This is a genomic window from Nocardia sp. NPDC052566 (genome assembly GCF_044547285.1).
Lineage (GTDB): Bacteria > Actinomycetota > Actinomycetes > Mycobacteriales > Mycobacteriaceae > Nocardia.
Genome location: NZ_JBIUAF010000007.1, coordinates 677,612 through 702,538 on the forward strand (window position 1 = coordinate 677,612; position 24,927 = coordinate 702,538).

Here is a 24,927-nt window from a genome sequence, read left to right on the forward strand (position 1 = left end):
CACCCGTCGCAGGGGGCGGGTGCCCGGCGTTCGCGCTACAGGTCGATGATCGAATCCGCGACGACGCGCCCGCCGAGGCGCACCCAGCCCGCCGGATCCCAGTCGGTGAACAACTGCGAGCCCTTGCCCTGGGTGATCTCCAGCCCGCGCTCCAGCAGGGCGGTGATGGCGACGGCGGCGGCGCCGGTGGCCTCGTCCTCGGCGATGCCGAAGTCGGGGGCGAACATTCGCGAGCGCAGCGCGGCGCGCGATTCGTCGATCCACGCCCAGAGGTAGTGATGGCCCTCGGTGTAGTCGGCCGGGTTGAGCGCCGCTACCTCGGCCGGGCTCGCGAGCTGGGCGAAGGCGAACGACGGCGCCCATTCGGCGCGTGCCGTGACCCGGGTGAGCCCGTCGGAGAATTCGACGGCCACCGGGCCCGCCGGCACGTCGAGTACGCGCACCGCCTGCCCGCGTTCGGCCAGCCACCATGCCGTGCCGACGGTCGGATGTCCGGCGAACGGCAGCTCCACCGCGGGCGTGTAGATCCGCACCCGCGCGGTGCCGTCGACCGGATCGTCGACGAAGACGGTCTCACTGAATCCGAGTTTCGCGGCGACCGCCTGCCGGTCGGCCTCGGCCACGGCGTCGGCGCGGACGATGCCGAGCTGGTTGCCGAATTGCCCGGCCGCGTCCGTGAATACGCGTACCACTTCTACGTGTGTCCCCATGGCTGCCGAGCCTACCCCGGAATAACCGCCCTAGGTGGTTTCGGGGCCGGTCACCGGACCGCACGTCCTGGAAACGCCAGCGGCCCCGTCCGGAAAGGACGGGGCCGCCGAGTCTTTCGTGCTGATCAGACCGTCGCGCCGGCCAGTGCCTCGGTGGACTCCACCGCCTGGCCGACACCGGCGACGATCGCGGCGACCCGCAGCGATTCGAAGATCACCTCGCGGGACACACCCGCCTCGCGCAGGGTGTTCTCGTGCGCCTCGAGGCAGTGCGCGCAGCCGTTGATCGAGGACACCGCGAACGACCACAGCTCGAAATCGGCCTTGTCGACGCCGGGGTTGCCGATGATGTTCATCCGCAGCCCGGCGCGCAGATCGTCGTAGCGCCCGCCGAGAAATGCCTTGCCCCGGTAGAACACATTGTTCATGCCCATGATCGAGGCGGCGCCGAGCGCGGCGTTGTACGCCTCGGCCGACAGCGTATCGGCGGCCTCGGCGGAGATCTCGCGCAGCGTCGTTGCCGACCGGGTGGCCGCCGCGGACGCGAGCAGGGTGCCCCACAGCTGCTGTTCGTTCAGCACCGTGGTGCGCGAGATCGAGGACAGATTGAGCTTGAGGTCCTTGGCGTACTCGGGGAGGGAGTTCTTCAGGTTCTCAATGCTCATTCGTCGATTCCTCTTGTCTCTCTATGGTTTTCGGTGTTCGGGTGGATCGTCAGACGCTGGCGGTGAGCAGCTCGGCCGCGTTGATGGTCGGGTCGCCCTTCTTCCAGTTGCAGGCGCACAGCTCGTCGGACTGCAGCGCGTCGAGTACCCGCAGCACCTCGTCGACGTTGCGGCCGACCGAACCGGCGGTGACCGAGACGAACTGGATCTCGTTGTTCGGGTCGACGATGAAGGTGGCCCGGTCGGCGACGCCGTCGGCGTTCAGCACGCCGGTCGCGGCGGCCAATTCGCGCTTGAGATCCGAAAGCATCGGGAACGGAAGGGTCTTCAGGTCCTCGTGCTGTGCCCGCCACTGGAAGTGCACGAACTCGTTGTCCACCGAGGCGCCGAGCACCTGGGCGTCGCGGTCTTCGAATTCCTCGTTGAGCTTGCCGAACGCGGCGATCTCGGTCGGGCAGACGAAGGTGAAGTCCTTGGGCCAGAAAAAGACGATCCGCCACTTGCCCGCGTGATCGTCGCTGGTGATCTGGGTGAAGTAGTCGTCAGGCTGCTGAGCGTCGACCTTCGACAGGTCACCGCCGATCACCGCGGTGAGGTTGTATGCCGGGAATTGGTCGCCGATGGTCAGCAGGGCCATGCGTGTCTCCTCGTCATTGTGGGGTTGCCAGCGATGTGCGAAAAACGTGCGAAAAGCTCTGTGGTGATCTTGCCCAACGGCCGGTGAAAGGTAAACGTGATCGGTCGCACTACACTCATAGGCGTGACTGATCAGACTTATCAGCCAACCCTGTCACAGCTGCGTGCGTTCGTCGCGATCGCCGAATACCGTCACTTCGGTACTGCGGCAGCCCGGCTCGGTGTGAGCCAGCCGACACTATCGCAGGCGCTCGCGGCGCTGGAACACGGGCTGGGACTGCAGTTGATCGAGCGGAGCACGCGCCGGGTGCTCGTCACCGCGGCGGGCGAGCGACTGCTGCCGCAGGCGACCGCGACGCTCGAAGCGGCCGACCGTTTCCTCGCCTCGGCGACCGGCGACGGGCTCGGCGGCACGCTGCGGATGGGAATCATCCCAACGGTAGCTCCGTATGTGCTGCCGACCCTTTTGCCGGAATTGCGCACCCGGGTGCCCGCTTTGGTGCCGCAGGTGGTCGAGGACCAAACGGCCCGGCTGCTCGACGGTTTGCGGACCGGCGTGCTCGACGTCGCCTTGCTCGCGTTGCCGACCCAGGCGCCGGGCCTGGTCGAGATTCCGCTGTACACCGAGGAGTTCGTGGTGGTGACCCCGCGCGGGCACGAACTGGCGGGCCGCACCGATCTCGGGCCCGGCGCGCTGGATTCGCTGCCGCTGCTGCTGCTCGACGAGGGGCACTGCCTGCGCGAGCAGACACTGGAACTGTGCCGTGCCGCGGACATCCGTCCCGGCGCCGTCGGCGACACCCGCGCCGCCTCGCTGGCGACCGTGGTGCAGTGCGTCGCGGGCGGTCTCGGCGTCACGCTCATCCCGGAGATGGCGGTCGCCGCCGAAACCGCCCGCGGCACACTGGAAACCGCGCACTTCGCCGCGCCCGCTCCGGGGCGTACCCTCGGTCTGGCTTTCCGGGCCTCCACGGCGCGCGCTGAGGACTACGAGTTGCTCGCCGAGATCATCCGCAGCCAACGGGTCGATCGTGCCGGAGCGTCGAAATGACGGCCGATTACGGCGATGCGCGCGGTGGGCGGCTGGCTCGACTACGCGACGCCGGCCCGGGGCAGCCGCTGTTCGCCTACGGCACACTGCAATTCCCGCAGGTGCTGCTCGGCCTGCTCGGCCGCTGCCCGGCGCTCGAACCCGCCGAACTGCCCGGCTGGCGCAGCGCGGTGCTGCCCGGCCTGCTGTACCCCGGTCTGGTGCCCGCGCCGGACTCGATCGCGCGTGGCGTGCTGCTGTCCGGGCTGTCCGAGGGGGAGTGGGCGGTGCTCGACGCCTTCGAGGACGACGAATACGACCTGCGGACAGTGCGACTCGCCGACGGGCCCGCCTCGACCTACGTCTGGACCGGCGCCGTCGCGCCGAATGACTGGTCCGCACAACGCTTTACGGCCGAACACCTCACCACCTTCGCCGCTCGCTCCGCCCATTGGCGTGCACGACTCGGTCCGCAATGATTCATGCGACGCACTCGTTAAATATGGACGTACACAAGAAGAATTGTCCGAATAGGAATGGGATCTGAGTTACCCTGGAAGCGCGGTATGTTCGGCTGCAGCGAGAGGCCGACCGATTCGCTACCCTATGTCATGGCGGGCATCGGGTGGTTCGGGGGTGGGGGAGGAAGTCGGCGGCTTTGTCATGGCCTATTTGTTGGGGGACAAGTAGAACGGGTTCATAGTCTCTTCGTCGAGGCGTCGAGACGGTCACGAACCGGGCAGCAAATCATTGGAGTGCGATCGCCGTTCTGCGAATGCACGCGCGTTCGACACCGTATCGTTGCCGTGATGCTTCCAATGTGAAATATTGCTGTCCGCACCGTTATTCACCGTTGACCAGGCACAGCGTGGTGCCTTCTTCGTCGAACATTCCCGGATGCATTCGGGGCGTCTCGCCGGCGGCAGCGAGTGATGAGGAATGTGTACGGAATGATCTCAGCCTCGATGCAGGGGAGTACCGCCGTGATGAATGAATACAGGTTGAACGCGGACGACGACGTCACGAGAGCGGGGGTTGCCGACGTGACGGTCGAGATCCCCATCGAGTCGATAGATACCGGCGGTGCGCTGCGGGTGCGCGCCGAGGACTCCACGCATATCCGGGTGCTGGCGAAGACGGAGACGGAGCTGCCGCCGATCCTCGTGCACCGGGAAACCATGCGGCTCATCGACGGGGCACATCGACTACAGGCGGCAAAATCCAAGGGGGCCATGACAATTCGGGCGCGATTCTTCGACGGGACCGAAGAGGAGGCGTTCGTGCTCGCGGTGCGGGCCAACATCACCCACGGGCTGCCGCTGTCGATCATCGATCGCAAGGCGGCCTCGCTGCGGATCATGCGGATGTATCCGCAGTGGTCCGACCGCAAGGTCGCCGAGGTGACGGGGCTGGATCACAAGACGGTCGGCGCGGTGCGCAGACAATCATCTGGGGAGGTTCCCCAGACACGACATCGGATCGGGCGTGACGGCCGCATCCGCCGGGTGCGCGGGGCGGGTGGAGATCGCCCGCGCCGCACCGAGCCCTGCGACGGCGCCGGCCAGACGCCGCCCGGATCCGCGTCCGGGCCCGAACCGGCGAAACCGGAGCGGGTGTGCTCGGCGGCGGTGCTGCAAAGCCTGCGCCGCGATCCGTCGTTGCGGCTCACCGAGACCGGGCGCACCCTGCTGCGCTGGCTCGATGCCAGTCCGCGCACGCCGACGCAGTCGGTCGATCTGGCCGACCGCATTCCGGAACACTGCCTGAATCTGATCCTCGACATGGCGCGCCAGAATGCCGCCAACTGGCAGGATTTCGCGGCCAGAATCGGCGATCGGCTGCAATGCCGCTGAGCGCGATATCGCGCCGAAATATGTAGTATAACGGGCGCCGCGAACATCGCGGCGCCCGTTTCGTTTTCGAATCTTCTGCTCGAATTCCCCAGATTTTCCCCAGTCGTATGGGCCCGCCGAGTGTGGTTCTACTTGGATATGAATTCGATAAAACGTAGGACGACGCGCTTCGCCGCGACTGCGGCGATCGCAATATCAGCAATGGTTTTCGCGACGAGTTCCGGCGCCATTGCCCAACCGCCGACCGATTCCTCGGTGCCCTCGACTGCGCCATCCACCGCACCGTCGGCCGCGCCATCGACTTCACCGTCCACCCCCTCGACCCCGTCGAGTGCGCCACCGTCGTCGTCGCAGCCCGCACCGCCGTCGTCGAAGACCCCGCCGCGGAGCTCGTCCGCCGTGCCCGCGCCGGACAGCCAGGTCGGGCCGTCGCCGTCGGATCTGCCCGCGCCGCCCCAACTGCCGCTGCCGACAACACCTTCCGCACCGGGTGGTACCGATCTCGGCGCCACGCCCAAGGACGTGCAGAAGGACGAGCAGGGCGTCGTCACCCAGGTGGTGCCCAAGACGCCGGTGCCCGCACCGGGTGGCACCGAGCTCGATCCGGCGGCCGCCGCGCAGGCGCTGGCCGACGCCGTCCAGAAGGAATTCGGGAAAGACCAGGTCGGACAGCTGGTCGTGGACAAGGTCTTCGACGTCGGCGTCGGTTCGACGGTCCGCCTGCGCCAGGAGATCGACTCGATTCCGGTCTTCGGCGCCTCGGTGTCGCAGTCGCTGGCCGCCGACGGTTCGCTCATCGCCGCAACTGGCGCGCTGACCCAGAAGTCGCAGGGCAAGTACCCGGACGGCGCCGCGACGCCACCGCCTCAGGTGTCGGCCACCGCGCTGCGCGCACTGGCCGAGCAGACCAAGAAGCCGGCCGAGAAGTTCACTGCCGCACAGGTGAAGCCCAGCTGGTACGACCCGAAGCTGGCCGGCCTGGACGAGAAGCCGAGCGTGGCGATTCCCGCGTACAAGGTCGAGATCAAGGGTGATGGCCAGGAAGGAAAGCAGCCCGGCGAGTGGGTGGTCTTCGTCGACGCCAACAACACCGGCACCGTGCTCGACAGCTGGAGTGAGACCAAGCACCTGAACCGGGTCGTGTGCGACGCGGACAGCACGCCGGTCGACCTCGACGGCCCGCAGGACCCGACCGAGTGCGGCACCTCGAACGGGTTCTCGCCCACCAGGACCGAGGGTCAGGGCCCGACCGGCATCGACGACGTCGACAAGATCTACGACTACTTCGGCTCCACGGAAACGATGTACCGGAATTACACCCAGTTGAAGAATCTGACCGATCTGATCGGCGTCGATACCGGCGATGGGAACGGAAAAGCTTTGCGCGCCACCGTGCGTATCTGCTCCTACGATGAATGCCCCTACCAGAATGCCTTCTGGAATGAAGACCACATGGCATACGGTCAGGGCCTGTCCACCGAGGACGTCACCGGGCACGAACTCACCCACGGTGTCACCCAGCACATCAACGGCCTTGTCTACCGCAATGATTCGGGCGCGATCAACGAATCCATGTCGGATATCTTCGGCGAATTCGTCTACCTCACCGGACCGAATTACCGGGCGGAGAATCGGTGGAAGATCGGCGCGGGCAGCTCGCTCGGCGTGATCCGCGATATGAAGGATCCGAAGTCGCACCGCCAGCCCGACACCTACCGTGGCACCTACTGGTACACCGGCTCGAACCAGTCGGCGCTGGTCCACACCAACAGCGGCGTCGGCAACAAAGCGGCACAGCTGATCACCGACGGCGGCGCGCTGAACGGGCAGAACATCACCGGTATCGGTATCGAGAAGACCGCCCAGCTGTACTGGACCACCCAGACGCTGCTGACCTCCAATGCGACTTACCGCAGCCTCGGTAGCGCGCTGGCGACCGCATGCCGCACGAATGTCCAGAACAACGTCGCGGGAACAACTCTCGCCGATTGCACGCAGGTGGTGAACGCCACCAAGGCGGTCAAGATGCCGGGCACTGCCGTGGCCGGCTGACTGCTCATCGAATTCGTGAACTGGGCGTCCGGCACATAAGCACGGCGCCCAGTTCCCGGCCCTTCGAACGCATTGTTTCTTATCGAATTGCTCATCAAAAAAGGTTGTGTCCCATGCAAATCAAGACTCCCGCCGCGCTGCGCTCGCGGTCGATGGCGGTCTCCGCGGCAGCGCTCGCGCTGAGCCTGCTGGCCGGTGCGGCCGCGGTCGCCGATCCGTCCCCCGAGGCGCCGAGCGGATCGGCCGCGGGTGTGGCCGATCCGACGCCAGGATCCGACGGACTCGGCGATCCCTACTACCCGAAGGACGGCAACGGCGGCTACGACGCGCTGAACTACGACGTGGCGATCGATTACGACCCGCCGTCGCACGTCCTCAAAGGCAAGGCCACCGTCACGGCCAAGGCCACCCAGCATCTTTCGGCGTTCAACCTCGACTTCGCCGGTCCCGCGGTGAAGTCCGTCGCGGTCAACGGTCAACCCGCGCGCTTCGCGACAACGGGCGAGCACGAACTCGTCGTCACCCCCGGCGCGCCACTGCCGTCGGGGCAGCCGTTCACGGTCGTCGTCGACTACGCCGGAACCGCCGCCGACACCAAGGGCAATGGCTGGACCTACTCACCCTCCGGCGGCGCCTTCGCCGCGGGCGAACCCCATTCGGCGACAACGTGGTACCCGCTCAACGACACGCCACTCGACAAAGCCACCTTCACCCTGCGTGCCACGGTGCCCACCGGCTGGGTGGTCGCGTCGAACGGTATCCAGGTCGCCGACGTGCCCGCGGGCTCGGGCAAGCACACCGTCACGTGGGAGGAGAAGGATCCGATCATCGGCTACCTCACCACGGTCGCGATCGACAAGTTCACCAAGCTGAGCCAGCGTTCCGGCGCAACGCCGCTGGAGAGCTTCTTCGCCCCCGGCGCGGCCCAGCAGAAGGTGTCGCTCGAGAAGAAGCTTCCCGCGGTGCTCGATTTCGAACAGCAGCTGTACGGCCCCTACCCGCTCACCTCCGGCGGCGGCATCTACGTCTCCACCGATCTGCAGTTCTCGCTGGAGACCCAGACGCGGCCGATCTACGCGCCGTGGACGGACCTGAACACGCTGATCCACGAGAACGCCCATCAGTGGTGGGGCGATTCGGTATCGGTCAAGGACTGGCGCGATGTCTGCCTGAACGAGTGCTTCGCCAGCTACACCGCCGACATCCTGTATCCCGAACGCGTAGAACGCAAGAACGCCGACCGGATCTACCGCCGTGCCCTCGCCGCCGCCGATCAGAACAACGTCTGGTCGACTCCGCTGTACGACCCCGGCAAGGGCAACGAGTTCACCACCGTGTACACCCGCGGCCCGCTGTTCCTGCACGCACTGCGCCGCAACATCGGCGATAACGTCTTCTTCACCGCCGTCAAGGATTTCGCGCAGGGCCACAAGAACGGCAACGCCTCGATTCCGGAGTTCCGCCAGTTCATCCAGTCGCGCACGAGCCACGACCTGACCGGCTTCTTCGACGCGTGGCTGAACGGGCGCGTGCGGCCCGCCAGCGAGTACCTCTACCCGGGCAGCCTGGCCGCTCAGGCGCAGGCGAGCCCCGAGGCGCGCAGTGCCGACGCACCCGAGGCCGATGTCCAGGACGGCGACGACGCTCCCGACTGGCCGATCGGAACGGGGGACCGGAAATGATCGCGAAACGCGCATGGATCGCCTGCTTCGCGCTGGCGTGCGGGCTGGGGTCGGTCCTGACTCCCGCGACGACCATGGCCCAGCCTGAGCTCGCCGCGGCCGCCGACACCGACGGCGACGGGCTGCTCGACGAATGGGAGACAAAGGGTTACGACGCCGACGGCGACGGCAAGATCGACGTGGACCTGCCGAGGATGGGCGCGAGTCCCAACCACAAGGACGTCTTCGTCGAGATGGACTACATGAACGGCAGGCTCGCCTCCGGTCCCGCGCTCGATCGCATCGTGCGCACGTTCGCCATCGCGCCGGTGAACAACCCGGACGGCTTCCCTGGCATCAATCTCCATCTGGACGCCGGGAACGCCAGGGGCGGCCCCTACGATCTCGGTGGCGGCAATCAGGTGCCCTACGACAGCAATCTGTCGCCGGTGGACGATCAGGTCAACGCGATCAAGCGGAGCAACTTCGACGCCAAGCGCGCGCGGATCTTCCACTACATGATCTGGGCCGACTCGTATGACGACGGTTGCAGCAGCGGTATTTCGCTCGGCATACCGGCGGATACCTTCATCACCGCGCTCGGGCCCAACTGCAATTGGAATCCCGGCGACGACGGCAACGTCGGCACGTTCATTCACGAACTGGGACACAACCTCGGGCTGAAACACGGTGGCGTCGACCACGGTAACTACAAGCCGAACTATCTCAGCGTGATGAACTACAGTTTCCAGTTCTCGGGTGTACCGAGGGTGGACGGCAATTCGTATTTCGGTTACTCCGCGATGAACCCGCCTGCGCTGGACGAGAATTCACTGGCCGAGCGCCAGGGACTCGGCCCGGTGGCGGCGGGGTGGCGAACCGTGTACTTCTGCCCGGACCAGTCGCGCAGGCGGACCACCCAGTCCGCCGACCAGCCGATCGACTGGAACTGTGACGGGTCCATCGCGACGGGCACCGTGCGGTCCGACATCAACAAGGACCGCAGCTACAACACGCTGCGGGCCCAGAACAATTGGGCGTCGATCGTCTACGACGGCGGCGCGGTCGGGCCGGTCACCCGCGAGTCCAGGCAACTGCCCGAGCGGTCACCGGAGGAGATGACCAAGGACGAGTACGACCAGCTGCAGTCGAGCCTGCACGACGACTGAGGGGCGCCGTCCACCATAAGGAGGCCGGTCCAGCGGACCGGCCTCCTTTTCCTTGTGCGAGTCCATCTTTCAGGGCGCGTGCCCGATCTGCTGGTTGAGCCAGTCGCCGAGCCACTGGATGGCGTTGCGGCCCTTGCCGTCCACGACGAGAGAGCCGTAGGCGGCGTGCGCGCCGGAGAGGAAGAAGTTCGCGGCGCTGAGTCCGTCGTTGACGAGGGTGACCAGGTCGACGTTCGGCGCGATCGTCGCGGCCAGTTCGCCGAGGTCGATCTGCTCCAATTCGGTGGCGGCGGAGGCCAGTTCGGTGCCGAGCGGCAGGAGATCGGCGAGCGTTGCGGTGGTGCCGTCCTGGATCCGGCGGACGGTGCCGGCCAGCTTGCCGATGTCGACGGCGGCAAGCACGGAGCTCGCCGCCGCCGCGATCTTGGTGTAGCCCTGCGGATCCGGGATGTCCGACAGCGTCTGCGAGATCCGCCGCAGGTCGACCTGGGCGACGAGGTCGACCAGTGGCCGCAACTGGTTGGTCAGCGTCGCGGCGGCGGCGCGGGCGCCCTCGATATCGCGCGCGAGGACCTTCTGCACCAGCAGGCCGAGTGTGCCGAGGAAGCCGGGAAAGTCGAACGTGGCCACCTTGCCGACCAGCGTGAGCATCTGACCGACCAGCGCACCGGGTTTGAGGGTCGGCAGCACCGTCGCCGCCGCGCCGAGCGTGTCGGGCGCGGTGGCGGTCAGTGGTGCGATCCGGTCGCCGAGCTGCTCGACCGCCGTTGTCAGCGAGGCGATTTCGGGCGCGTCGGCCCGCAGCGTCTCGACGCCGCCGTCGAGCAGCGCGGCGAGGGTGCCGGTGATCGTGCGCAACGCCGACATCGCGCCGGGCAGGTCGGATTGCCCGGCATTGGTCAGCACCTCGCTCGCGTCGTGCTCGGCCGTTCCGGCGGGCGCGCCGGCCAATCGGGTGGTGGCGGCCGGGGTGGCCGCGCCGGAGCCGATGAGGTCGGCGAGTGGGCCGATGGTGTTCACCAGGCTCTCGGCGTTGTCGCGCAGGCGGGTCAGGTCGATGTCGCCTTCCGCGTCGAGGTCGGTGCCCAGATTGCTTGCGGCGGAGGCCATCGCGGGCAGATCGGCCTTGGAGAAGTCCGAGGTGAGGCTGGTGGCCAGCCCGGGATCCGCGGTGCTGAGCGTCTTGCTGAGCAGTGAGCCGAGCAGCCCGAGCAGCGGGTTGTCGGCCTTCTGGATCGCGCAGTACAGGTCCTCGGGATGGCAGATCGAGGAGACCCGGCCCGCGAGCTTGCCCATGCCCTGTGGCCGTGGTTCGCCGATGCCGGTGCCGGAAGTGCGTGGCCCGACGACGTTTTCGCCGTCGGTGCCCGCGCCGGGGTCGGCGAGCAGGCCGACGGCAAGTACCCGCTCGGCGGGCACCGGGCCGCGGTCGTTGCCGATTTCGGCGGCGAGATCGCCCGCGGCGTCGGCGCCCTGGCTGTAGCCGGTGATGGTGAAGTTGGCGGCGGGGCAGCGGGTTCCGTAGTCGCGCAATGCCTTCTGCGCGTTGCGCACGGCGGTGTTCTTGCTGTCGGCGTAGGTGAAGCCGTTGTCGAACGCGCGCGCCATGTACGGCGTGAAATAGATGGCTGATTTCGGGCCCTGTTCACGCTGGACGGCCTCGGCGACCGGCCCGAGCATGCCGATGGGCCGCGCGGGATCGGCGGCCTCGCTGGTCTCCCAGGTGCCGGGGATGAACAGATTGAAGGCCGCCGCGCAGCCGGCAGGCCCCGGTGGGGCCATGGCCGGGTTCGCGACGGCGGTGGAGCCGATGGCCACGCCGAGGGTCACCATCGTGGTGACCGCGACGCGCTTGGACGAATGTGTGACCGACACGGAAATCATGCCCCAAGTAGAACCAAACCCGCATGGTCATTTCGACTGGGGAATAAGTGGGGAAAATGATCACGCGCGGTTTGCTACCTTCGATTCGGCAGCTCGTTCGAGGGTTGTGCAACGCAAAAGAGTTCCAAGACAGGCGGTTCGAGAAATGTCTACTCTCCTCAGTGCTATGGATGCCGTGAATTACATTGCCCAGAGTGGTTCCAGTTCCGGACTCGGTGACGGCGGGAAATCGCTCGGCAGCGGATCGTCGCTCGCGGGCAGCGGATCCGCCGGAATCGGAATAGGTTTGATCAAATTGATTATCGGCCTGTTCTCCTCGGTTATCGGAAACTTCTGAGCCGGATATCGCAGCGTTCAGCGCGGCAGCCGGAGGCGCCGCGCTGGAGCTGTGCCGGTCGAGCACAGCGTGGGGTTGCAATTCCAAGACGACCGGTCGTATAGTCATCGCATGGCACGACCGAGACGCAGTGACGACACCCGGCAGCTCCTGGTAGAAGAGGGCGCCGCCGGGTTTCTGGCGAATGGGTACCACGGGACCGGGATCAAGCAGATCCTGGACAAGGTCGGCGTGCCGAAGGGCTCGTTCTACAACTACTTCGACAGCAAGGAGAGCTTCGGGCGGGCGATCATCGATCACCACTCGCTGTGCGTGCAGCGGAACCTGACCGAAGCCTTCGGTGCCGCAACGGATCCGGTGAGCGGGCTGCGCGCGTTCTTCGGGCGCCTGATGGACGATTTCGTCGAGGCGGAGTTCACCGGCGGCTGCCTGATCGCGAACCTGGGCGGCGAGCTCGAAGGCAGTGAGGTGCTGCGCGAATCGCTGTCCGCGGCATGGGGAGCATGGCGCGATCGCGTCGCCGAACAGGTGAAAGCCGCGCAGCGGCAAGGGCAGATCCGGTCCGATATCGACGCCGTCGACCTCGCGGACCTGCTGCTCGAATCGTGGGAGGGCGCGGTGATCAAGATGAAGATCGATCGGACGCTCGATCCGCTGCGCAAGTGCCTGGACCGTCTCCTGGGCGACTACTTCCGGCCCTGATCGGGGCTTTTCCAAAATCCGGCGTCGGCATATCCATTCCAAGGCGACCGGTCGTATTGAGTATCGAAGAGATAAGGAAGACGACCATGACGAAGACGGTCATCGTGACCGGATCCTCCAGCGGGATCGGCCGCGATATCGCCCGCGCCCTGGTGGCGCGCGGCGACAATGTCGTGCTCAACGGGCGCGACGCGGACAAGCTCGCCGCGGTGGCGGCCGAACTCGGCGCACCGGAGCGGACCGCCGTGCACGCGGGCGATATCGGTTCGCCCGCAACGGGAACCGAGCTGGTCCGGATCGCGGTCGAGCGCTTCGGCGGCGTCGACGTGCTGGTGAACAACGCGGGCGTCTTCGGCGCCAAGCCGTTCACCGATGTCACCGAGGCCGATCTGGACACCTACCTGGACGGCAACCTGAAGGGCACCTACTTCACCACCCAGGCGGTGGTGCGGCAGCTGCGCGCGCAGGGGACCGGCGGCAGCGTGGTCAACATCGGCACGGTGCTGATCAACCACGCGCTGGCCGGGCTGCCCGCCTCCGCCGCGCTGATCAGCAAGGGCGGCGTGCACGCGCTGACCACCAGCCTCGCCGCGGAACTGGCCGCCGACGGCATCCGGGTCAACGCGGTCGCGCCGGGCATCATCCGCACCCCGCTGCACGGCGACGGCGACGAAAAGGCCTCGGGCAGGCTGGCTTTGCTCAATCGCATCGGCGAGGTCGCCGAAACCACCGCCGCGGTGCTGTATCTCGCCGACGCCGAGTTCACCACCGGCCACATCTTCCCCGTCGATGGCGGGTACCTCTCGGGAAGGGCAGCGTAATGCCGTACGTCAACATCAAGGTCACCGACGAGGGTGTCACTGTCGCCCAGAAGTCGGAGCTGATCAAGGGCGTCACCGACCTGTTGCGCGAGGTGCTGGGCAAGGATCCGGACACCACGTTCGTGGTGATCGACGAGGTGCCGCTCACCGACTGGGGTGTCGGCGGGATGAACGTCGCGCAGTACCGCGCGCAGCGGACGTGATCGGTAGCTACCTGGCAGACAAGTGATTTCAGAGCATCGGGATACCCTCGGTACCACGGGAGATGCGCGGTGGACAGGGCAGACGTTCGCCGCGCAGTCCTTGCGCGTACAAGGAGAGGGTAAGTAGTTCGTAAGGCACTCCCCATACCTTCGGATCTGGACATCCGGTTGCGCCGCGGCGCGAATCGGCGATCCGATAAGTAACTGCCGATAGAGCTCGACAGAGGGGAGCTGGTATGCCAACGATGTTGGAGATCTCCAGCCATTTCTTTTTACAGGTCGTGGTGATCCTCGTGGCCTACCGCCTGCTCTGGCCGCTGTTCCGGCGGCTCGGGCAGGTGCAGGTGGTGGCCATCATGATCGCCGGATTCCTGCTCGGTCCCTCGGTGCTGGGGTGGATCTGGCCGGACGCGCAGAACTGGTTGTTTCCGACGAAACTGGCCATCGGCGGCGCGAACATCGTGCATCCCAACCTGACGGTGATCTATGTGGTCGGCCAGGTAGGGCTGATCCTCTACATGTTCCTGGTCGGTGCGTCGCTCAAGCTGGACATCCTCGGATCGCACCTGCGGTTCGCGGTGGCACGCTCGGCCACCGGCGTGGTGGTGCCCATGCTGATGGGCGGCGCCGTCGGCTGGTGGATGGTCGGCCAGGGGCGCTACTTCACCGACTCGGTGGCGAATTGGCAAGGGGCGCTGTTCCTCGCGGCCGCCGTCGCGGTGACCGCCTTCCCGATCCTGGCCTGGATCATCTACGACTCCGGCCTGCTGAACACCCGGCTCGGCACCATGTCGCTGGCGGCCGCGGCCTTCGATGACGCGTGCGCGTGGGTGCTGCTCGCGGTGGTGGTCGCGACCGCGAAGGACAGTCCGGAGGGCATCTTCCTCGCCGCGGGCGGCGGCCTGGTCTATGTGCTGTTCATGCTGCTGGTCGCCCGGCGCGGGCTGGCCAAGCTCGAGACCTGGACCCCCAAGCGCGGTGACAGCGAGCGTGCGGGCGGTATTCCGGTCGGCCATCTGGTCACCGTGCTACTGGTGATCCTGGCGGCTGCCTGCTTCACCGATTTCGTCGGAATCCATTCGGTACTCGGCGCTTTCGTCGCCGGTGTGGCGATGCCGCGCGGTGCGCTGCTCGACAAGATCAAGGACCGGTTCGAGCCGCTGGTCGGCTACCTGCTGCTGCCGGTGTTCTTCATCTACACCGGTCTCAACACCAAGCTCGGCCTGATCTTCGAGCCCAAGGTGCTGCTGATGACCGGCGTGGTACTCGTGGTCTCCTTCGTCAGCAAGTTCGGTGCGGTCGGCCTGGTCGCCCGCAAGCAGGGCATGGGCTGGCGGGAAGCGGGCGCGATGGGCGCGCTGGCCAACGCCCGCGGGCTGATGGAGCTGGTGCTGCTGAACGTCGGTCTCACCGAGGGGCTGATCACGCCGGAGCTGTACACCATCCTGGCGGTCATGACGACGGTCACCACCTTCGTCGCGACGCCGTTGCAGCGGATGTTCGAGCGCAGCGCGTGGAAGAACGGCATGGTGTTCGGGCCCAATGGAGAAGAGCCCAAGGAGGCGGTCACCGATTACGGCGACAAGCAGTCCGGGCAACTCGCCGAGGCCGACGAGGACGGTGAGCCCGAACGATCGGGCGGATCGTCGTCGGTGACCAGCGAAACCCGGTGACAACGCGAAACGCGCCGGTTCCCAAGGGAGCCGGCGCGTTTCGGTTTTCGTCCTACACGCGCAGTGCGTGCGGTTCGATCGCGCCGCGCACCAGCGCCCGCGCGTCCACGGTCTCGGGACGGTAGGGCAGGGTGGCCAGACGATCGGTCATCCCGGCGATCGGGTCATCGATCTTCTCGTTGAGGCCGAACAGGAACGACCACTCGTGTTCGTCGCTGGTGTAGAGCACGACGGTGCCGAACTGGTCGTGGAAGCGTTCCCAGGACCGTTTGAGGGTTTCGTTGCGCCACATGGTGGCGCAACCGGCTTGGGCGCTGAGTACGCCGCCGGGTGCGAGCAGCTCGCGACAGCGTGCGAGGAATTCCGCTTCGTAGAGGCGGTTGTGCTGTGCTTCCTCGACTCGTTCGTCGGGCAGGTCGATCACGATGACGTCGTAGCGGGTGCCCGCTTCGGCCGCGTTGGCCAGGAAGTCCCAGCCGTCGGCGTAGTGCACCTTGATCGGGCCCTCGTGCTTGACGGCGAGCACGAGCTCGTCGCTGGTGTAGCCGTAGGGCAGGTGCTCGGCGCAGAGTTCGACTTCGAGCTGGTCGATGTCGACGTGGTCGACGTGGGTCGCGCCCGCGGCGACCGACATCTGGCTGGCCACGCCTTCACCGGAACCGATGATCAGTACCTTGTCGAGTTTCTCGGCTGCCACGAAGGCGGGGACCATCATCGCCTCGTGGTAGGTCAGCTGGGAGAACTCGGTGGATTGGCGGTCGTCGTCGGAGAACAGGCTGATGCCCTGGTCGGTCCGGGCGATCACCATGTGCTGGAACGGGGTGTTGGTGTCGACGATCACCTCGTGCAGGTCCCAGATCCGGGTCAGGCCGTTGCCCACCGGTTCGTTGATCTTCTGCGAGCCGTGCCCGCGTTGGATCACCTGCATGCGAACGTCCTTGGGGGACAACTTATCTCGCAGGAGTTCGACGGCCTTCGTCGCACCTGCGCCGATACTGCCGCAGGTGAAGACGTCGACGAAGATATCGCCGGACTCCGGATAAGTGTGAATCGAGGCGTGGGACTCCGACAGCAGCGCGAGGACGGTCACCCCCTGCGGATCGAACTTCTTGTGTACGACATCGCAGATGGTGACGCCCGCCGCGATCAGAGACTCACGCAACGCCGATTCGAGTCGTTCGAGATCGTCGCACAGGGCCGTGTCGACACCACCGAACTCGGCCAGCACATGCCAGCCGGTGAAATCCGCCGTCATAGGCAAACTCACTCTCGCTCAGCGCCCGAGACATGAACGGTCAGGGGCGGAAAACCATTGAAGGACACCGACGAATAGCTCGCGGTATAGGCGCCGGTGTCGAGGATCTGTACGCGATCACCGGCTCGCAACGTGGTCGGCAACAGGACACGCGTGCGTTGATAGAGTACATCGTCTCCATCGCAGGTCGGACCGGCCACAATTGCCTCGTCCACCGGATCGCCGTCACGCTCGGTGACGAACCGGTAGGCGATGTATTCGTTCTCCGTCTCGGCCATGCCGTTGTAGCGGCCGATGTCGAGATACACCCAGCGCCGGCCATCCGGCGCGATTCGGACGCCGACGACCTCGGCGTGGATGACCCCTGCCGAGCCGACCAGCGCGCGGCCCGGCTCGACGACGAGCCCGGCGGTCGCGGGCAGGAATTCGGCGACCGCGGCATCGATCACCGCCGCGATCTCGCCGACACCGGGCGCGGCGTCGACGTAGGAGATGGGCAGGCCACCGCCGATGTTCACCGAGGTGACCGCGATGTCCTTGTCCGCCAGCGCATTCGAGATACGGCCCGCCTGCTCGATGCCGATCCGCCACGCGGTGGGATCGGTCTGCTGGGAGCCGACGTGGAAGTACGGCCCCGCGACGATCAGGCCGAGATCGCGGGCGCGCACCAGCAGCCGGAACGCCTCACCGGGGGTGCAGCCGAACTTGGTGCCGAACGGCGTCGTCGATTCCGGCGCGGCGGACAGGAACCGGCATTCGACCTCGGAGCCCGGCGCGTGCTCGACGATGCGCAGCAGGTCGTCCTCGGTGTCGAAGGCGTAGCGGCGCACGCCGAGCGCGTAGGCGCGGGCGATATCGGCGGCCTTCTTGATCGGGTTGCCGTAGCAGAGGCGGTCCGCGGCGACGCCGAGCCCGAGGCACTGCTCGATCTCGCCGATGCTGGCGACATCGAACTGCGCGCCCTCCTCGTCGAGCACGCGGATGATCTCGGGCACCGGACTTGCCTTGACCGCGAAGCGAATCCGTGCGGCGGGCAGCACGGCATGGAGCGCGCGGTAGTTGTCGCGCACTCGCTCGGGATTGATGACAAGATACGGTGATTCGGGCATAGTTGATCTTTCGCCTCGGCAGCGACGGAGAGCGTATCAGCGGCCCCTACCCGCGAACGAATCCGTCAAACGTCACGTTGGTCACCCCCGGTGACCCTATGGGCACAGTCGGACGAAGTCCGTCGACAGCCTGCGCCGGGCCGTAGCGCAGGCGGAGGCAGCCGCCTCACCCGGCGGTCACGCTGACCTCGTCGAATACCACCTCGCCCGCGGCGTCGGACTCGGCCAGATCGACGACGCCGTCCAGCGACCAGCCGTGGTCGCCCGCCGGGTCGTCGAGCACCTGGCGCACATGCCAGAAACCGGGGCGTTTCTCGATCTGGAACAGCTGCGGGCCGCGTGCGTCCTGACCGGTGCCGATTCGCTCGTACTCGGCGAAATAGGGGTCGAGTTCGGCCGCCCAGTCCGGCCCCGTGCCGAGGTCCTCGAGGGCGTCCCAGCGCTTCAGCGCGGCCAGTTCGACCCGGCGGAACATGGCGTTGCGGATCATCACCCGGAAGGCGCGCTCGTTGGCCGAGATCGGGCGCACCGTCTCCGCGCCGAAGGCGAGCTGCTCGGCGTCGGTCTCCGCGCCGGGGTTGGTGAGCTGCTCCCATTCGTCGAGCAGGCTCGAATCCACCTGGCGGACAAGCTCACCCAGCCATTCGGTGATGTCGTCGAGCTCCTCGGTGCGCGCGGCGTCCGGCACGGTGCGGCGCAGCGCGCGGTAGGCGTCGGCGAGATAGCGCAGCACCACGCCCTCCGAGCGGGCCAGTTCGTAGAACGAGATCAGCTCGGCGAAGGTCATCGAGCGCTCGATCATGTCGCGCACCACCGATTTCGGCGACGGCGCGAACTCCGACACCCACGGATGCCCCGCTCGGTAGGTCTCGAACGCGGGCTCGATCAGCTCTGCCAGCGGTTTGGGCCAGGTGACCTCTTCGAGCAGCTCCATCCGCTCGTCGTATTCGATGCCGTCGGCCTTCATCTCGTTGATCGCCACCCCGCGCGCCTTGTGCTGCTGGGCCATCAGCAGCTGGCGCGGATCCTCGAGGGTGGACTCGATGAGCGAGATCACCTCGAGGGTGTAGCCGGGGGAGTCCTTGTCCAGCAGTTCGAAGGCGGCCAGCGCGAACGGTGACAGCGGCTGGTCGAGGGCGAAATCGCGCTGCAGGTCGACGGTGAGCCGGGCGCGTCGGCCCTGCGCGTCGGGTTCGTCGAGCTGCTGCACCACCCCGGCGTCGCGCAGCGCGCGGTAGAGCCGGATGGCGCGCAGGATGTGCTTGCGCTGAGCCGGGCGCGGTTCGTGGTTGTCCTCGAGCAGATGGCGCATCGCGTCGAAACAGTTGCCGGGACGGGCGATCACGTTGAGCAGCATGGAATTGGTGACGTTGAACCGCGACACCATCGGCTCGGGCTGGGCGGCGACGAGACGGTCGAAGGTCTCCTCACTCCACGACACGAAACCGGCCGGTGGTTTGGTCCGCTGCACCCGTTTCTGTTTGACCGGGTCGTTGCCCGCCTTCGCCAGCCTGCGGGTGTTCTCCACCTCGTGCTCGGGAGCCTGCACCACGACGGTGCCCATGGTGTCGTATCCCGCGCGGCCCGCGCGGCCCGCGATCTGGTGGAACTCACGGGCTTTGAGCCTGCGGGTGCGCACGCCGTCGTACTTGGTCAGGCCGGTCAGCAGGACGGTGCGGATGGGCACGTTGATGCCGACGCCGAGCGTGTCCGTGCCGCAGACGACCTTGAGCAGTCCCTCCTGGGCGAGGCGTTCCACCAGGCGGCGGTATTTGGGCAGCATGCCCGCGTGGTGCACGCCGATGCCGTGGCGGATCAGCCGCGAGAGCGTCTTGCCGAAGCCGGAGGCGAACCGGAAATCGCCCAGCGCCGTGGCGATCGCGTCCTTTTCGGCGCGGGAGGAGAAGTTCACGCTGGTCAGTGCCTGCGCGCGCTCCAGCGCCGCGGCCTGGGTGAAGTGCACGACGTACACCGGGGACTGGTTGGTGGTGACCAGTTCCTCCAGTGTCTCGGTGATGGGGGTGCGGGCATAGGAGAACGTCAGCGGCACAGGGCGTTCCGTGCCCGCGACGATCGCGGTCGGATTGCCGGTGCGGCGTTCGAGATCGGCGGCGAAGAAGTCGACCTCGCCGAGTGTGGCCGACATCAACAGGAATTGGGCGCCCGGCAGCTCCAGCAGCGGCACCTGCCAGGCCCAGCCGCGATCAGGGTCGGCGTAGAAATGGAATTCGTCCATCACCACCTGGCCGACATCGGCCGCCGCGCCCTCGCGCAGCGCCAGATTCGCCAGGATCTCCGCGGTGGCGCAGATGATCGGCGCGTCGGCGTTGACCGCGGCGTCACCGGTGACCATGCCGACCTTGTCCGCGCCGAACACCTCGCACAGCGCGAAGAACTTCTCGCTCACCAGCGCCTTGATCGGGGCGGTGTAGTAAGTGCGCAGCCCGCGGGTCAGCGCGAACAGATGCGCGCCGACCGCGACGAGCGACTTACCCGAACCGGTGGGCGTGGCCAGGATGACATTGGCTCCCGAGGCCAGCTCCATGATCGCCTCGTCCTGCGCGGGATACAGCGGCGTGCCCTGTTCGGCCGCCCACAGGGCGAACGATTCGTACAGTGCGTCGGCGTCGGTGCCCGGTATCTCCAGCAGGTCGGTCAGATCCACTCCGACCACCCTACGGGCTCGGGCGCGCGGCCCGAGCGGCTACCGGCTCCGGTCGTCCTCGCCGTCGGCGCCGTCCTCGTAACCGCCCTGCTCGGCCAGGAATCGCTCGAACTCGGCGCCGAGCTCGTCGCCGCTGGGCAGTTCGCCGTCACCGACCAGCAAACTCGACTGGCGTTCCTGCGCGGTGACGAAGCTGTCGTACTGGCGCTCCAGCGCGTGCACCACGGTCTCCACCTCCGAGTTGCCCGCGATGTGCTCGTTGACCTGTTCGCGCACACGCGCCGCGGCCTCGCCGAGCGCGGCGAGCGGGATCTGCAGGCCCGCGTTGTCGGCGACGTTCTCCAGCAGCGTCTGCGCGGCCTCCGGATACGCCGTCTGCGCCAGGTAGTGCGGCACGTGCACGGAGAATCCGACGGATTCGTGGCCGTGCTGGGCCATCCGGTACTCCAGCAGCGAGGACGCGCTGCCGGGCACCTGCAGCTCGCCCGGCCAGCGCTGATGATCGGCGATGAGATCGCGGTCGGAGGAATGCGCGGTGATGCCGAGCGGGCGGGTGTGCGGGATCGCCATCGGGATCGCGCTCAACCCGATGCTGCGGCGCACGCCGAGCTGTTCGGCGAGCAGGCGCACCGCGGTGGTGAACTTCTCCCAGCGCAGATCCGGTTCCAGCCCGGACAGCAGCAGGAATGGGGTGCCCGCGGTATCGCGTAGCGCCCACAGGTTCAGCTCCGGCTCGGCGTACTCGGAGAAGTGATCGGTCTTGAACGTCATCAACGGCCTGCGCGAGCGGTAGTCGAGCAGTTCGTCCACGTCGAACGAGGCGACCAGTTCGCTTTCCAGGCTTTCGCGCAGGTGGGTGGTGGCCAGGCGCACGGCGTGCCCGGCATCGGTGAAGCCTTCCAGCCCGTGCACGAGCACGGGGCCCGAGCCGTCATCCGCCGACAGCTGCGGAGCTGGGAACTCCAGCTCGTACATTCGCGACTCGTGGTCCATCGCGTACTCCTTCCTGCGCGGTCCACCGAGGCGAGCCACTCACTGCGCTGCGGGGTACCGCCGTCCATTGTCCCCCATGCCGGCGACACACCGCGCACGGCCGAGACACCGACCCTTACGTCCAGGCAACAGCGCTGGCGCCACACACATTCCCGCATCGCGGTTTTCCCGCGGATTGCTGCCAGGGTGCTCCCGGCGTGGCATCGCGGGCAGGCACCGGGAGTTTGGCACAGTGGGGACGTGACTGTGCCGTTTTCGACGCGCAGGGGGCCGGCGGGGGCTGGTTTCGCGCTGGCCGGATGCGCGGCGCTGACGGTCGTGCTCACCGGTTGCGCGGATACGGTGAGCGGGCACGCGGTCGCCGCCGCGCCGAGCGGGGTGACCCGGCACATCGGCGCCGTGCTGACGACCCTGCTGCCCGATCCGGCGCAGTTTCCGGCCCGCTATCCGGCGGTGGTGCTGCCGCCCGAGGCGGCGGCGCAGGCGGCGGGCGATCTCAACGGTGCGGGCCGCGGCGCGGTCGTGACACCGGCCGGATGCACGCCGCCGGACCAGAAATTCGGCGCCGACCAGACCGCGATCGCCGTCGGCACCGACAACGACACCCGCGCCACGCTGACCGTCGAGCTGATCCGCACGGACAAACCGTTGTCGGCCTGGCGTTCTCAGCTGCGGCAGTGCGGATCGGTGCGGGTGAGCAAGGGTGCGGCGGCGAGCACCGTCACCACCGAACTCGACGCGCCGCCGCCCATCGATGCCGACGACACCATGGCGCTGCGGCGCACGGTGACGCCCGATGTGGGCGCCGCGGGGCTGACCCAGTCGATGCGGACGCTGGCCGGGCAGGTCGGCGATGTGCGAATCACCGTGACCTACATGACATTCGGGAGCGGCAAACCCGATACCGCCGCGCTGGACGAGCTGTTCACGACCGCCGTGCGGAAGGTGAAGAAGGGGTAGGGGTTCGCTCGGACGATGCGTGGGCGGGGTGACGATAGCAGGACGCACCGACACGTCGGCTGTGGCTGTCGCCCGTGGATGCGGGGGTATCCACAGCTGGAATGTTGTCCACAGGGCGGATGTTCGGCGCCTGTTTGCCGTGGTCGGTGCGCGGGGCGCGTGGGCAGGTGAGCGCAGGCTCTGCCCATGACCACTCCCACGAACCCGCATCTGGCCGTCGACGATCCCGGCGCGGCCGCCGCCGCACCCTGCGCCGGAGGCATCGGGCGCGCGGGCGTCCACGATCCGCACCCCGGCGCACGCACGGGTAGCGCCGATCCGCCGTGGGGCGGCGCGCTGTGCCGTGAGCGCCCGCCGAAGTACGGGGACCGAACCCCGCCGCCCGCACTGCATGTCGATGATCCAGGCGAGCTCATCGCGGCGATCCCGGCGATGCTCGGTTTCGCGCCGGAGCGGTCGCTGGTGGTGCTGATGCTGCGGCCGGTGCCCGATCCGGTGGACAAGTCGATCATCGAGGCGATCATGCGGTTCGATCTGGACACCGACGGCGGGCCGATCAACGGTGGGGCGGTGGTGCCGCATATCGCCCATCTATGCGCCGGGCTCGCCGCGGGGAAGGTACTCGCGGTCATCGTCGACGACCGATTGAGCGAACCGCCGCCGCGGCGCGGGCGCGCGCGAATGCGTTCGGCCACAAAGCCGTTCACCGGGCTCATCACCACGCTCGCGCTCCAGCTGAGCGACCGCGGGCTGGTGTTCGGCGGGGTGTGGGCGGTGCCGGGATTCGGGGCGGGCCTGCCGTGGTGGAGTGTGTCCGGGCTGGATCGCCATGGGCGGGTACCGGATCCGGCCACCTCGATGGTGGCGATGGCGCACCTGCTCGACGGCAGGCCCATCCACGCCTCGCGCGGCGAGCTCGCCGCGCTGGTGGCCCCGGATCCGGTGCTGGCCGCGGAGGTGGCCGCGCAGTTGGACTCCGCTGTCGCCGTGGCCAGGGATCGATACGCCAGCGCTGTGCGCCGTGGCGATCCGGCCGGGTACAGCCGGACCGCGATCGAGCAGGTGCTGTGGCAGATCGCGAATACCGAATCCGGCGCCGAGCTCGACGCGCCCGAGATCGCGGAACTGATTGCCGCGCTCCGGGATCGGCCGGTGCGCGATGCGATGTTCGCCCTCGCGCTGAGCGAGCACGCGCTCGCGGCGGAAGGGTTGTGGCTGGCGTTGGCGCGCGCGGGTTCCGGTAGTGACCGTGCCGAAGCCGCGGCATTGCTCGGATACAGCGCCTACGCCCGCGGTGACGGACCGTTCGCGGGGATGGCGTTGACCGCGGCACTGGCCGCCGATCCCGCGCATCCGATGGCGGTGCTGCTGGAGACCGCGCTGTACATGGGGCTGCGGCCCGATCGGCTGCGGTCGCTGGCCCGCTGCGGTTTCGACACCGCGGGGCTGCTCGGCATCGACCTGGGGCTGGAGCGGCCGTGACAGGGCGACGGCACGGTGCGCGCGGGGCCGGAAAACGCCGGAGCCCGCGCCGACTCGCGGCGCGGGCTCCGATGGTCGTGCGATCAGGCGGACGCGGAGTGTGCCCGCGGGCCGAGCGCCCGCAGGAATTCCCAAGCGTCGGTGACGATCTCGTCGAGATCGGTGTGCTCGGGGCGCCAGCCGAGTTCGGCGATCGCGCGCTCGCTCGACGCGATCAGCGTCGCCGGGTCGCCGGGGCGGCGCGGCGCTTCGACGGCCGGAATGGGCAGGCCGGTGACGCGTGCACAGGCCGAGATCACCTCGCGCACCGAGAATCCCGTGCCGCTGCCGAGATTGAACACGCGATGCGTGCCCGCCTGTGCGGTGTCCAGTGCCAGCAGATGCGCCTGCGCCAGATCACGGATGTGGATGTAATCGCGCACCGCGGTGCCGTCCGGTGTCGGCCAGTCCGCGCCGAAGACCGAGATCGCCTTGCGGTGCCCCGCGGCGACCTGCAGCACCAGCGGGATGAGATGCGTTTCCACCACCCGGTTCTCACCGAGACCCGCGTAGGCGCCCGCCACGTTGAAGTAGCGCAGGCTGGTCGCGGCCAGGCCGTGCGCGATCGCGTAGGAGGTGATCGCGTGGTCGATGGCCAGTTTCGAGGCGCCGTACGGATTGGTCGGGCGGTTCGGCGCGTCCTCGGTGATCGGCACCTGTTCGGGTTCGCCGTAGACGGCCGCGGTGGAGGAGAACACCAGGCGCGGGGTCCCCGCCTGACGCATCGCCTCCAGCAGCGTCAGCGTCTTCACCACATTGCCGTGCCAGTACTTCTCCGGCTGCTGCACCGACTCGCCGACCAGCGACTGCGCCGCGAAATGCAGGACACCGTCGAAGGATTCGGCGGCGAGCAGCGCGGGACCGGCCACCGCGATATCGCCCTCGACGAACCGGGCGCCGCCGGGAACGCCGTCGGCGTTACCCGTGGACAGGTCGTCGATCACCACGACCTCGTGCCCGTTTTCCAGCAGAACCTGCGCGCAGACGCCGCCGACATAGCCCGCGCCGCCGGTAACAAGAAGCTTCAC

The 24,927-nt window shown here is 67.6% G+C and carries 23 protein-coding genes; 13 read left to right on the top strand and 10 right to left on the bottom strand.

Going from position 1 to position 24,927, the window contains the following annotated elements:
• Nucleotides 1–35 precede the first annotated feature (35 nt).
• The 3 genes from ACIG5A_RS37945 to ACIG5A_RS37955 form a co-directional block, all read right to left on the bottom strand.
• Nucleotides 36–710, bottom strand: a complete 675-nt coding sequence (locus ACIG5A_RS37945; protein WP_397249225.1) for a PhzF family phenazine biosynthesis protein — start codon at nucleotides 708–710, stop codon at nucleotides 36–38.
• 125 nt (nucleotides 711–835) lie between these two features.
• The gene (locus ACIG5A_RS37950) at nucleotides 836–1,375 is read right to left on the bottom strand and encodes a carboxymuconolactone decarboxylase family protein (protein ID WP_397249227.1); all 540 of its coding nucleotides are present in this window, start codon (nucleotides 1,373–1,375) and stop codon (nucleotides 836–838) included.
• Nucleotides 1,376–1,424: 49 nt separating this feature from the next.
• On the bottom strand, nucleotides 1,425–2,012 hold the full coding sequence (locus tag ACIG5A_RS37955; RefSeq protein ID WP_397249229.1) for a peroxiredoxin: 588 nt from the start codon (nucleotides 2,010–2,012) through the stop codon (nucleotides 1,425–1,427).
• A gap of 123 nt (nucleotides 2,013–2,135) precedes the next feature.
• On the opposite strand from ACIG5A_RS37955, the gene ACIG5A_RS37960 reads away from it, so the two are divergent.
• From ACIG5A_RS37960 to ACIG5A_RS37970, 3 genes are all read left to right on the top strand, one after another.
• Nucleotides 2,136–3,062 (top strand): hydrogen peroxide-inducible genes activator, encoded by a 927-nt coding sequence (locus tag ACIG5A_RS37960; RefSeq protein WP_397249231.1) that lies wholly within the window; start codon nucleotides 2,136–2,138, stop codon nucleotides 3,060–3,062.
• Complete coding sequence (locus ACIG5A_RS37965) at nucleotides 3,059–3,520, top strand: gamma-glutamylcyclotransferase family protein (protein WP_397249233.1); 462 nt, start codon at nucleotides 3,059–3,061, stop codon at nucleotides 3,518–3,520. The genes ACIG5A_RS37960 and ACIG5A_RS37965 overlap by 4 nt, the downstream gene beginning before the upstream one ends.
• 507 nt (nucleotides 3,521–4,027) lie before the next feature.
• Nucleotides 4,028–4,894 (top strand): ParB/RepB/Spo0J family partition protein, encoded by an 867-nt coding sequence (locus ACIG5A_RS37970; RefSeq protein WP_397249235.1) that lies wholly within the window; start codon nucleotides 4,028–4,030, stop codon nucleotides 4,892–4,894.
• 128 nt (nucleotides 4,895–5,022) lie between these two features.
• Here ACIG5A_RS37970 and ACIG5A_RS37975 read toward each other — a convergent pair whose 3' ends face one another.
• The gene (locus tag ACIG5A_RS37975) at nucleotides 5,023–5,208 is read right to left on the bottom strand and encodes a hypothetical protein (protein WP_397249237.1); all 186 of its coding nucleotides are present in this window, start codon (nucleotides 5,206–5,208) and stop codon (nucleotides 5,023–5,025) included.
• Nucleotides 5,209–5,293: 85 nt separating this feature from the next.
• On the opposite strand from ACIG5A_RS37975, the gene ACIG5A_RS37980 reads away from it, so the two are divergent.
• The 3 genes from ACIG5A_RS37980 (at nucleotide 5,294) to ACIG5A_RS37990 (ending at nucleotide 9,776) form a co-directional block, all read left to right on the top strand.
• Entirely contained in the window at nucleotides 5,294–6,946 is a 1,653-nt protein-coding gene (locus ACIG5A_RS37980; RefSeq protein ID WP_397249239.1) for a M4 family metallopeptidase, read from the top strand.
• A gap of 113 nt (nucleotides 6,947–7,059) precedes the next feature.
• Nucleotides 7,060–8,628, top strand: a complete 1,569-nt coding sequence (locus tag ACIG5A_RS37985) for a M1 family metallopeptidase (protein ID WP_397249241.1) — start codon at nucleotides 7,060–7,062, stop codon at nucleotides 8,626–8,628.
• A complete protein-coding gene (locus tag ACIG5A_RS37990) occupies nucleotides 8,625–9,776 on the top strand; it encodes a hypothetical protein (RefSeq protein WP_397249243.1) in 1,152 nt (383 codons plus the stop codon). The genes ACIG5A_RS37985 and ACIG5A_RS37990 overlap by 4 nt, the downstream gene beginning before the upstream one ends.
• Nucleotides 9,777–9,845: 69 nt before the next feature.
• On the opposite strand, the gene ACIG5A_RS37995 is transcribed toward ACIG5A_RS37990, so the two are convergent.
• Nucleotides 9,846–11,660 (bottom strand): cutinase family protein, encoded by a 1,815-nt coding sequence (locus ACIG5A_RS37995; RefSeq protein ID WP_397249245.1) that lies wholly within the window; start codon nucleotides 11,658–11,660, stop codon nucleotides 9,846–9,848.
• On the opposite strand from ACIG5A_RS37995, the gene ACIG5A_RS38000 reads away from it, so the two are divergent.
• The 5 genes from ACIG5A_RS38000 (at nucleotide 11,641) to ACIG5A_RS38020 (ending at nucleotide 15,396) form a co-directional block, all read left to right on the top strand.
• Nucleotides 11,641–11,997 carry a hypothetical protein gene (locus ACIG5A_RS38000; protein ID WP_397249247.1) on the top strand — a complete coding sequence of 119 codons (357 nt, stop codon included), beginning with the start codon at nucleotides 11,641–11,643 and terminating at the stop codon, nucleotides 11,995–11,997. The genes ACIG5A_RS37995 and ACIG5A_RS38000 overlap by 20 nt on opposite strands.
• 111 nt (nucleotides 11,998–12,108) lie before the next feature.
• A complete protein-coding gene (locus ACIG5A_RS38005) occupies nucleotides 12,109–12,699 on the top strand; it encodes a TetR family transcriptional regulator C-terminal domain-containing protein (RefSeq protein ID WP_397249249.1) in 591 nt (196 codons plus the stop codon).
• Nucleotides 12,700–12,785: 86 nt separating this feature from the next.
• Entirely contained in the window at nucleotides 12,786–13,520 is a 735-nt protein-coding gene (locus tag ACIG5A_RS38010) for an SDR family NAD(P)-dependent oxidoreductase (protein WP_397249251.1), read from the top strand.
• Entirely contained in the window at nucleotides 13,520–13,723 is a 204-nt protein-coding gene (locus ACIG5A_RS38015) for a 4-oxalocrotonate tautomerase family protein (RefSeq protein WP_397249253.1), read from the top strand. The genes ACIG5A_RS38010 and ACIG5A_RS38015 overlap by 1 nt, the downstream gene beginning before the upstream one ends.
• Before the next feature lie 236 nt (nucleotides 13,724–13,959).
• Entirely contained in the window at nucleotides 13,960–15,396 is a 1,437-nt protein-coding gene (locus ACIG5A_RS38020; protein WP_397249255.1) for a cation:proton antiporter, read from the top strand.
• Between the two features lie 52 nt (nucleotides 15,397–15,448).
• On the opposite strand, the gene speD is transcribed toward ACIG5A_RS38020, so the two are convergent.
• The 4 genes from speD to ACIG5A_RS38040 form a co-directional block, all read right to left on the bottom strand.
• The gene (speD, locus tag ACIG5A_RS38025; RefSeq protein ID WP_397249257.1) at nucleotides 15,449–16,651 is read right to left on the bottom strand and encodes an adenosylmethionine decarboxylase; all 1,203 of its coding nucleotides are present in this window, start codon (nucleotides 16,649–16,651) and stop codon (nucleotides 15,449–15,451) included.
• 8 nt (nucleotides 16,652–16,659) lie between these two features.
• Nucleotides 16,660–17,760, bottom strand: coding sequence for a type III PLP-dependent enzyme (locus ACIG5A_RS38030; RefSeq protein WP_397249259.1), 1,101 nt, complete (start codon nucleotides 17,758–17,760; stop codon nucleotides 16,660–16,662).
• Nucleotides 17,761–17,926: 166 nt separating this feature from the next.
• Nucleotides 17,927–20,425 carry a DEAD/DEAH box helicase gene (locus ACIG5A_RS38035; protein WP_397249261.1) on the bottom strand — a complete coding sequence of 833 codons (2,499 nt, stop codon included), beginning with the start codon at nucleotides 20,423–20,425 and terminating at the stop codon, nucleotides 17,927–17,929.
• 39 nt (nucleotides 20,426–20,464) lie between these two features.
• Entirely contained in the window at nucleotides 20,465–21,418 is a 954-nt protein-coding gene (locus ACIG5A_RS38040) for a proteasome assembly chaperone family protein (RefSeq protein ID WP_397249263.1), read from the bottom strand.
• A 240-nt stretch (nucleotides 21,419–21,658) separates the two neighbouring features.
• Here ACIG5A_RS38040 and ACIG5A_RS38045 point away from each other — a divergent pair, with 240 nt between their 5' ends.
• Nucleotides 21,659–22,378 carry a sensor domain-containing protein gene (locus tag ACIG5A_RS38045; RefSeq protein ID WP_397249265.1) on the top strand — a complete coding sequence of 240 codons (720 nt, stop codon included), beginning with the start codon at nucleotides 21,659–21,661 and terminating at the stop codon, nucleotides 22,376–22,378.
• A gap of 186 nt (nucleotides 22,379–22,564) precedes the next feature.
• Nucleotides 22,565–23,860 (top strand): DUF4192 domain-containing protein, encoded by a 1,296-nt coding sequence (locus tag ACIG5A_RS38050; RefSeq protein ID WP_397249267.1) that lies wholly within the window; start codon nucleotides 22,565–22,567, stop codon nucleotides 23,858–23,860.
• Nucleotides 23,861–23,943: 83 nt separating this feature from the next.
• Here ACIG5A_RS38050 and galE read toward each other — a convergent pair whose 3' ends face one another.
• Complete coding sequence (gene galE, locus ACIG5A_RS38055; RefSeq protein WP_397249269.1) at nucleotides 23,944–24,927, bottom strand: UDP-glucose 4-epimerase GalE; 984 nt, start codon at nucleotides 24,925–24,927, stop codon at nucleotides 23,944–23,946.

Bases quoted from the DNA above. Each gene is read 5' to 3' on its own strand.
- ACIG5A_RS37950 (WP_397249227.1), bottom strand. From the start codon at position 1,375: ATGAGCATTGAGAACCTGAAGAACTCCCTCCCCGAGTACGCCAAGGAC.
- ACIG5A_RS37970 (WP_397249235.1), top strand. From the start codon at position 4,028: ATGAATGAATACAGGTTGAACGCGGACGACGACGTCACGAGAGCGGGG.
- ACIG5A_RS38020 (WP_397249255.1), top strand. From the start codon at position 13,960: ATGCCAACGATGTTGGAGATCTCCAGCCATTTCTTTTTACAGGTCGTG.
- ACIG5A_RS37965 (WP_397249233.1), top strand. From the start codon at position 3,059: ATGACGGCCGATTACGGCGATGCGCGCGGTGGGCGGCTGGCTCGACTA.
- ACIG5A_RS38005 (WP_397249249.1), top strand. From the start codon at position 12,109: ATGGCACGACCGAGACGCAGTGACGACACCCGGCAGCTCCTGGTAGAA.
- ACIG5A_RS38030 (WP_397249259.1), bottom strand. From the start codon at position 17,760: ATGCCCGAATCACCGTATCTTGTCATCAATCCCGAGCGAGTGCGCGAC.
- ACIG5A_RS38010 (WP_397249251.1), top strand. From the start codon at position 12,786: ATGACGAAGACGGTCATCGTGACCGGATCCTCCAGCGGGATCGGCCGC.
- ACIG5A_RS38050 (WP_397249267.1), top strand. From the start codon at position 22,565: ATGACCACTCCCACGAACCCGCATCTGGCCGTCGACGATCCCGGCGCG.
- ACIG5A_RS37985 (WP_397249241.1), top strand. From the start codon at position 7,060: ATGCAAATCAAGACTCCCGCCGCGCTGCGCTCGCGGTCGATGGCGGTC.
- ACIG5A_RS38040 (WP_397249263.1), bottom strand. From the start codon at position 21,418: ATGGACCACGAGTCGCGAATGTACGAGCTGGAGTTCCCAGCTCCGCAG.
- ACIG5A_RS38015 (WP_397249253.1), top strand. From the start codon at position 13,520: ATGCCGTACGTCAACATCAAGGTCACCGACGAGGGTGTCACTGTCGCC.
- speD (WP_397249257.1), bottom strand. From the start codon at position 16,651: ATGACGGCGGATTTCACCGGCTGGCATGTGCTGGCCGAGTTCGGTGGT.
- ACIG5A_RS37990 (WP_397249243.1), top strand. From the start codon at position 8,625: ATGATCGCGAAACGCGCATGGATCGCCTGCTTCGCGCTGGCGTGCGGG.
- ACIG5A_RS37955 (WP_397249229.1), bottom strand. From the start codon at position 2,012: ATGGCCCTGCTGACCATCGGCGACCAATTCCCGGCATACAACCTCACC.
- ACIG5A_RS37945 (WP_397249225.1), bottom strand. From the start codon at position 710: ATGGGGACACACGTAGAAGTGGTACGCGTATTCACGGACGCGGCCGGG.
- ACIG5A_RS37995 (WP_397249245.1), bottom strand. From the start codon at position 11,660: ATGATTTCCGTGTCGGTCACACATTCGTCCAAGCGCGTCGCGGTCACC.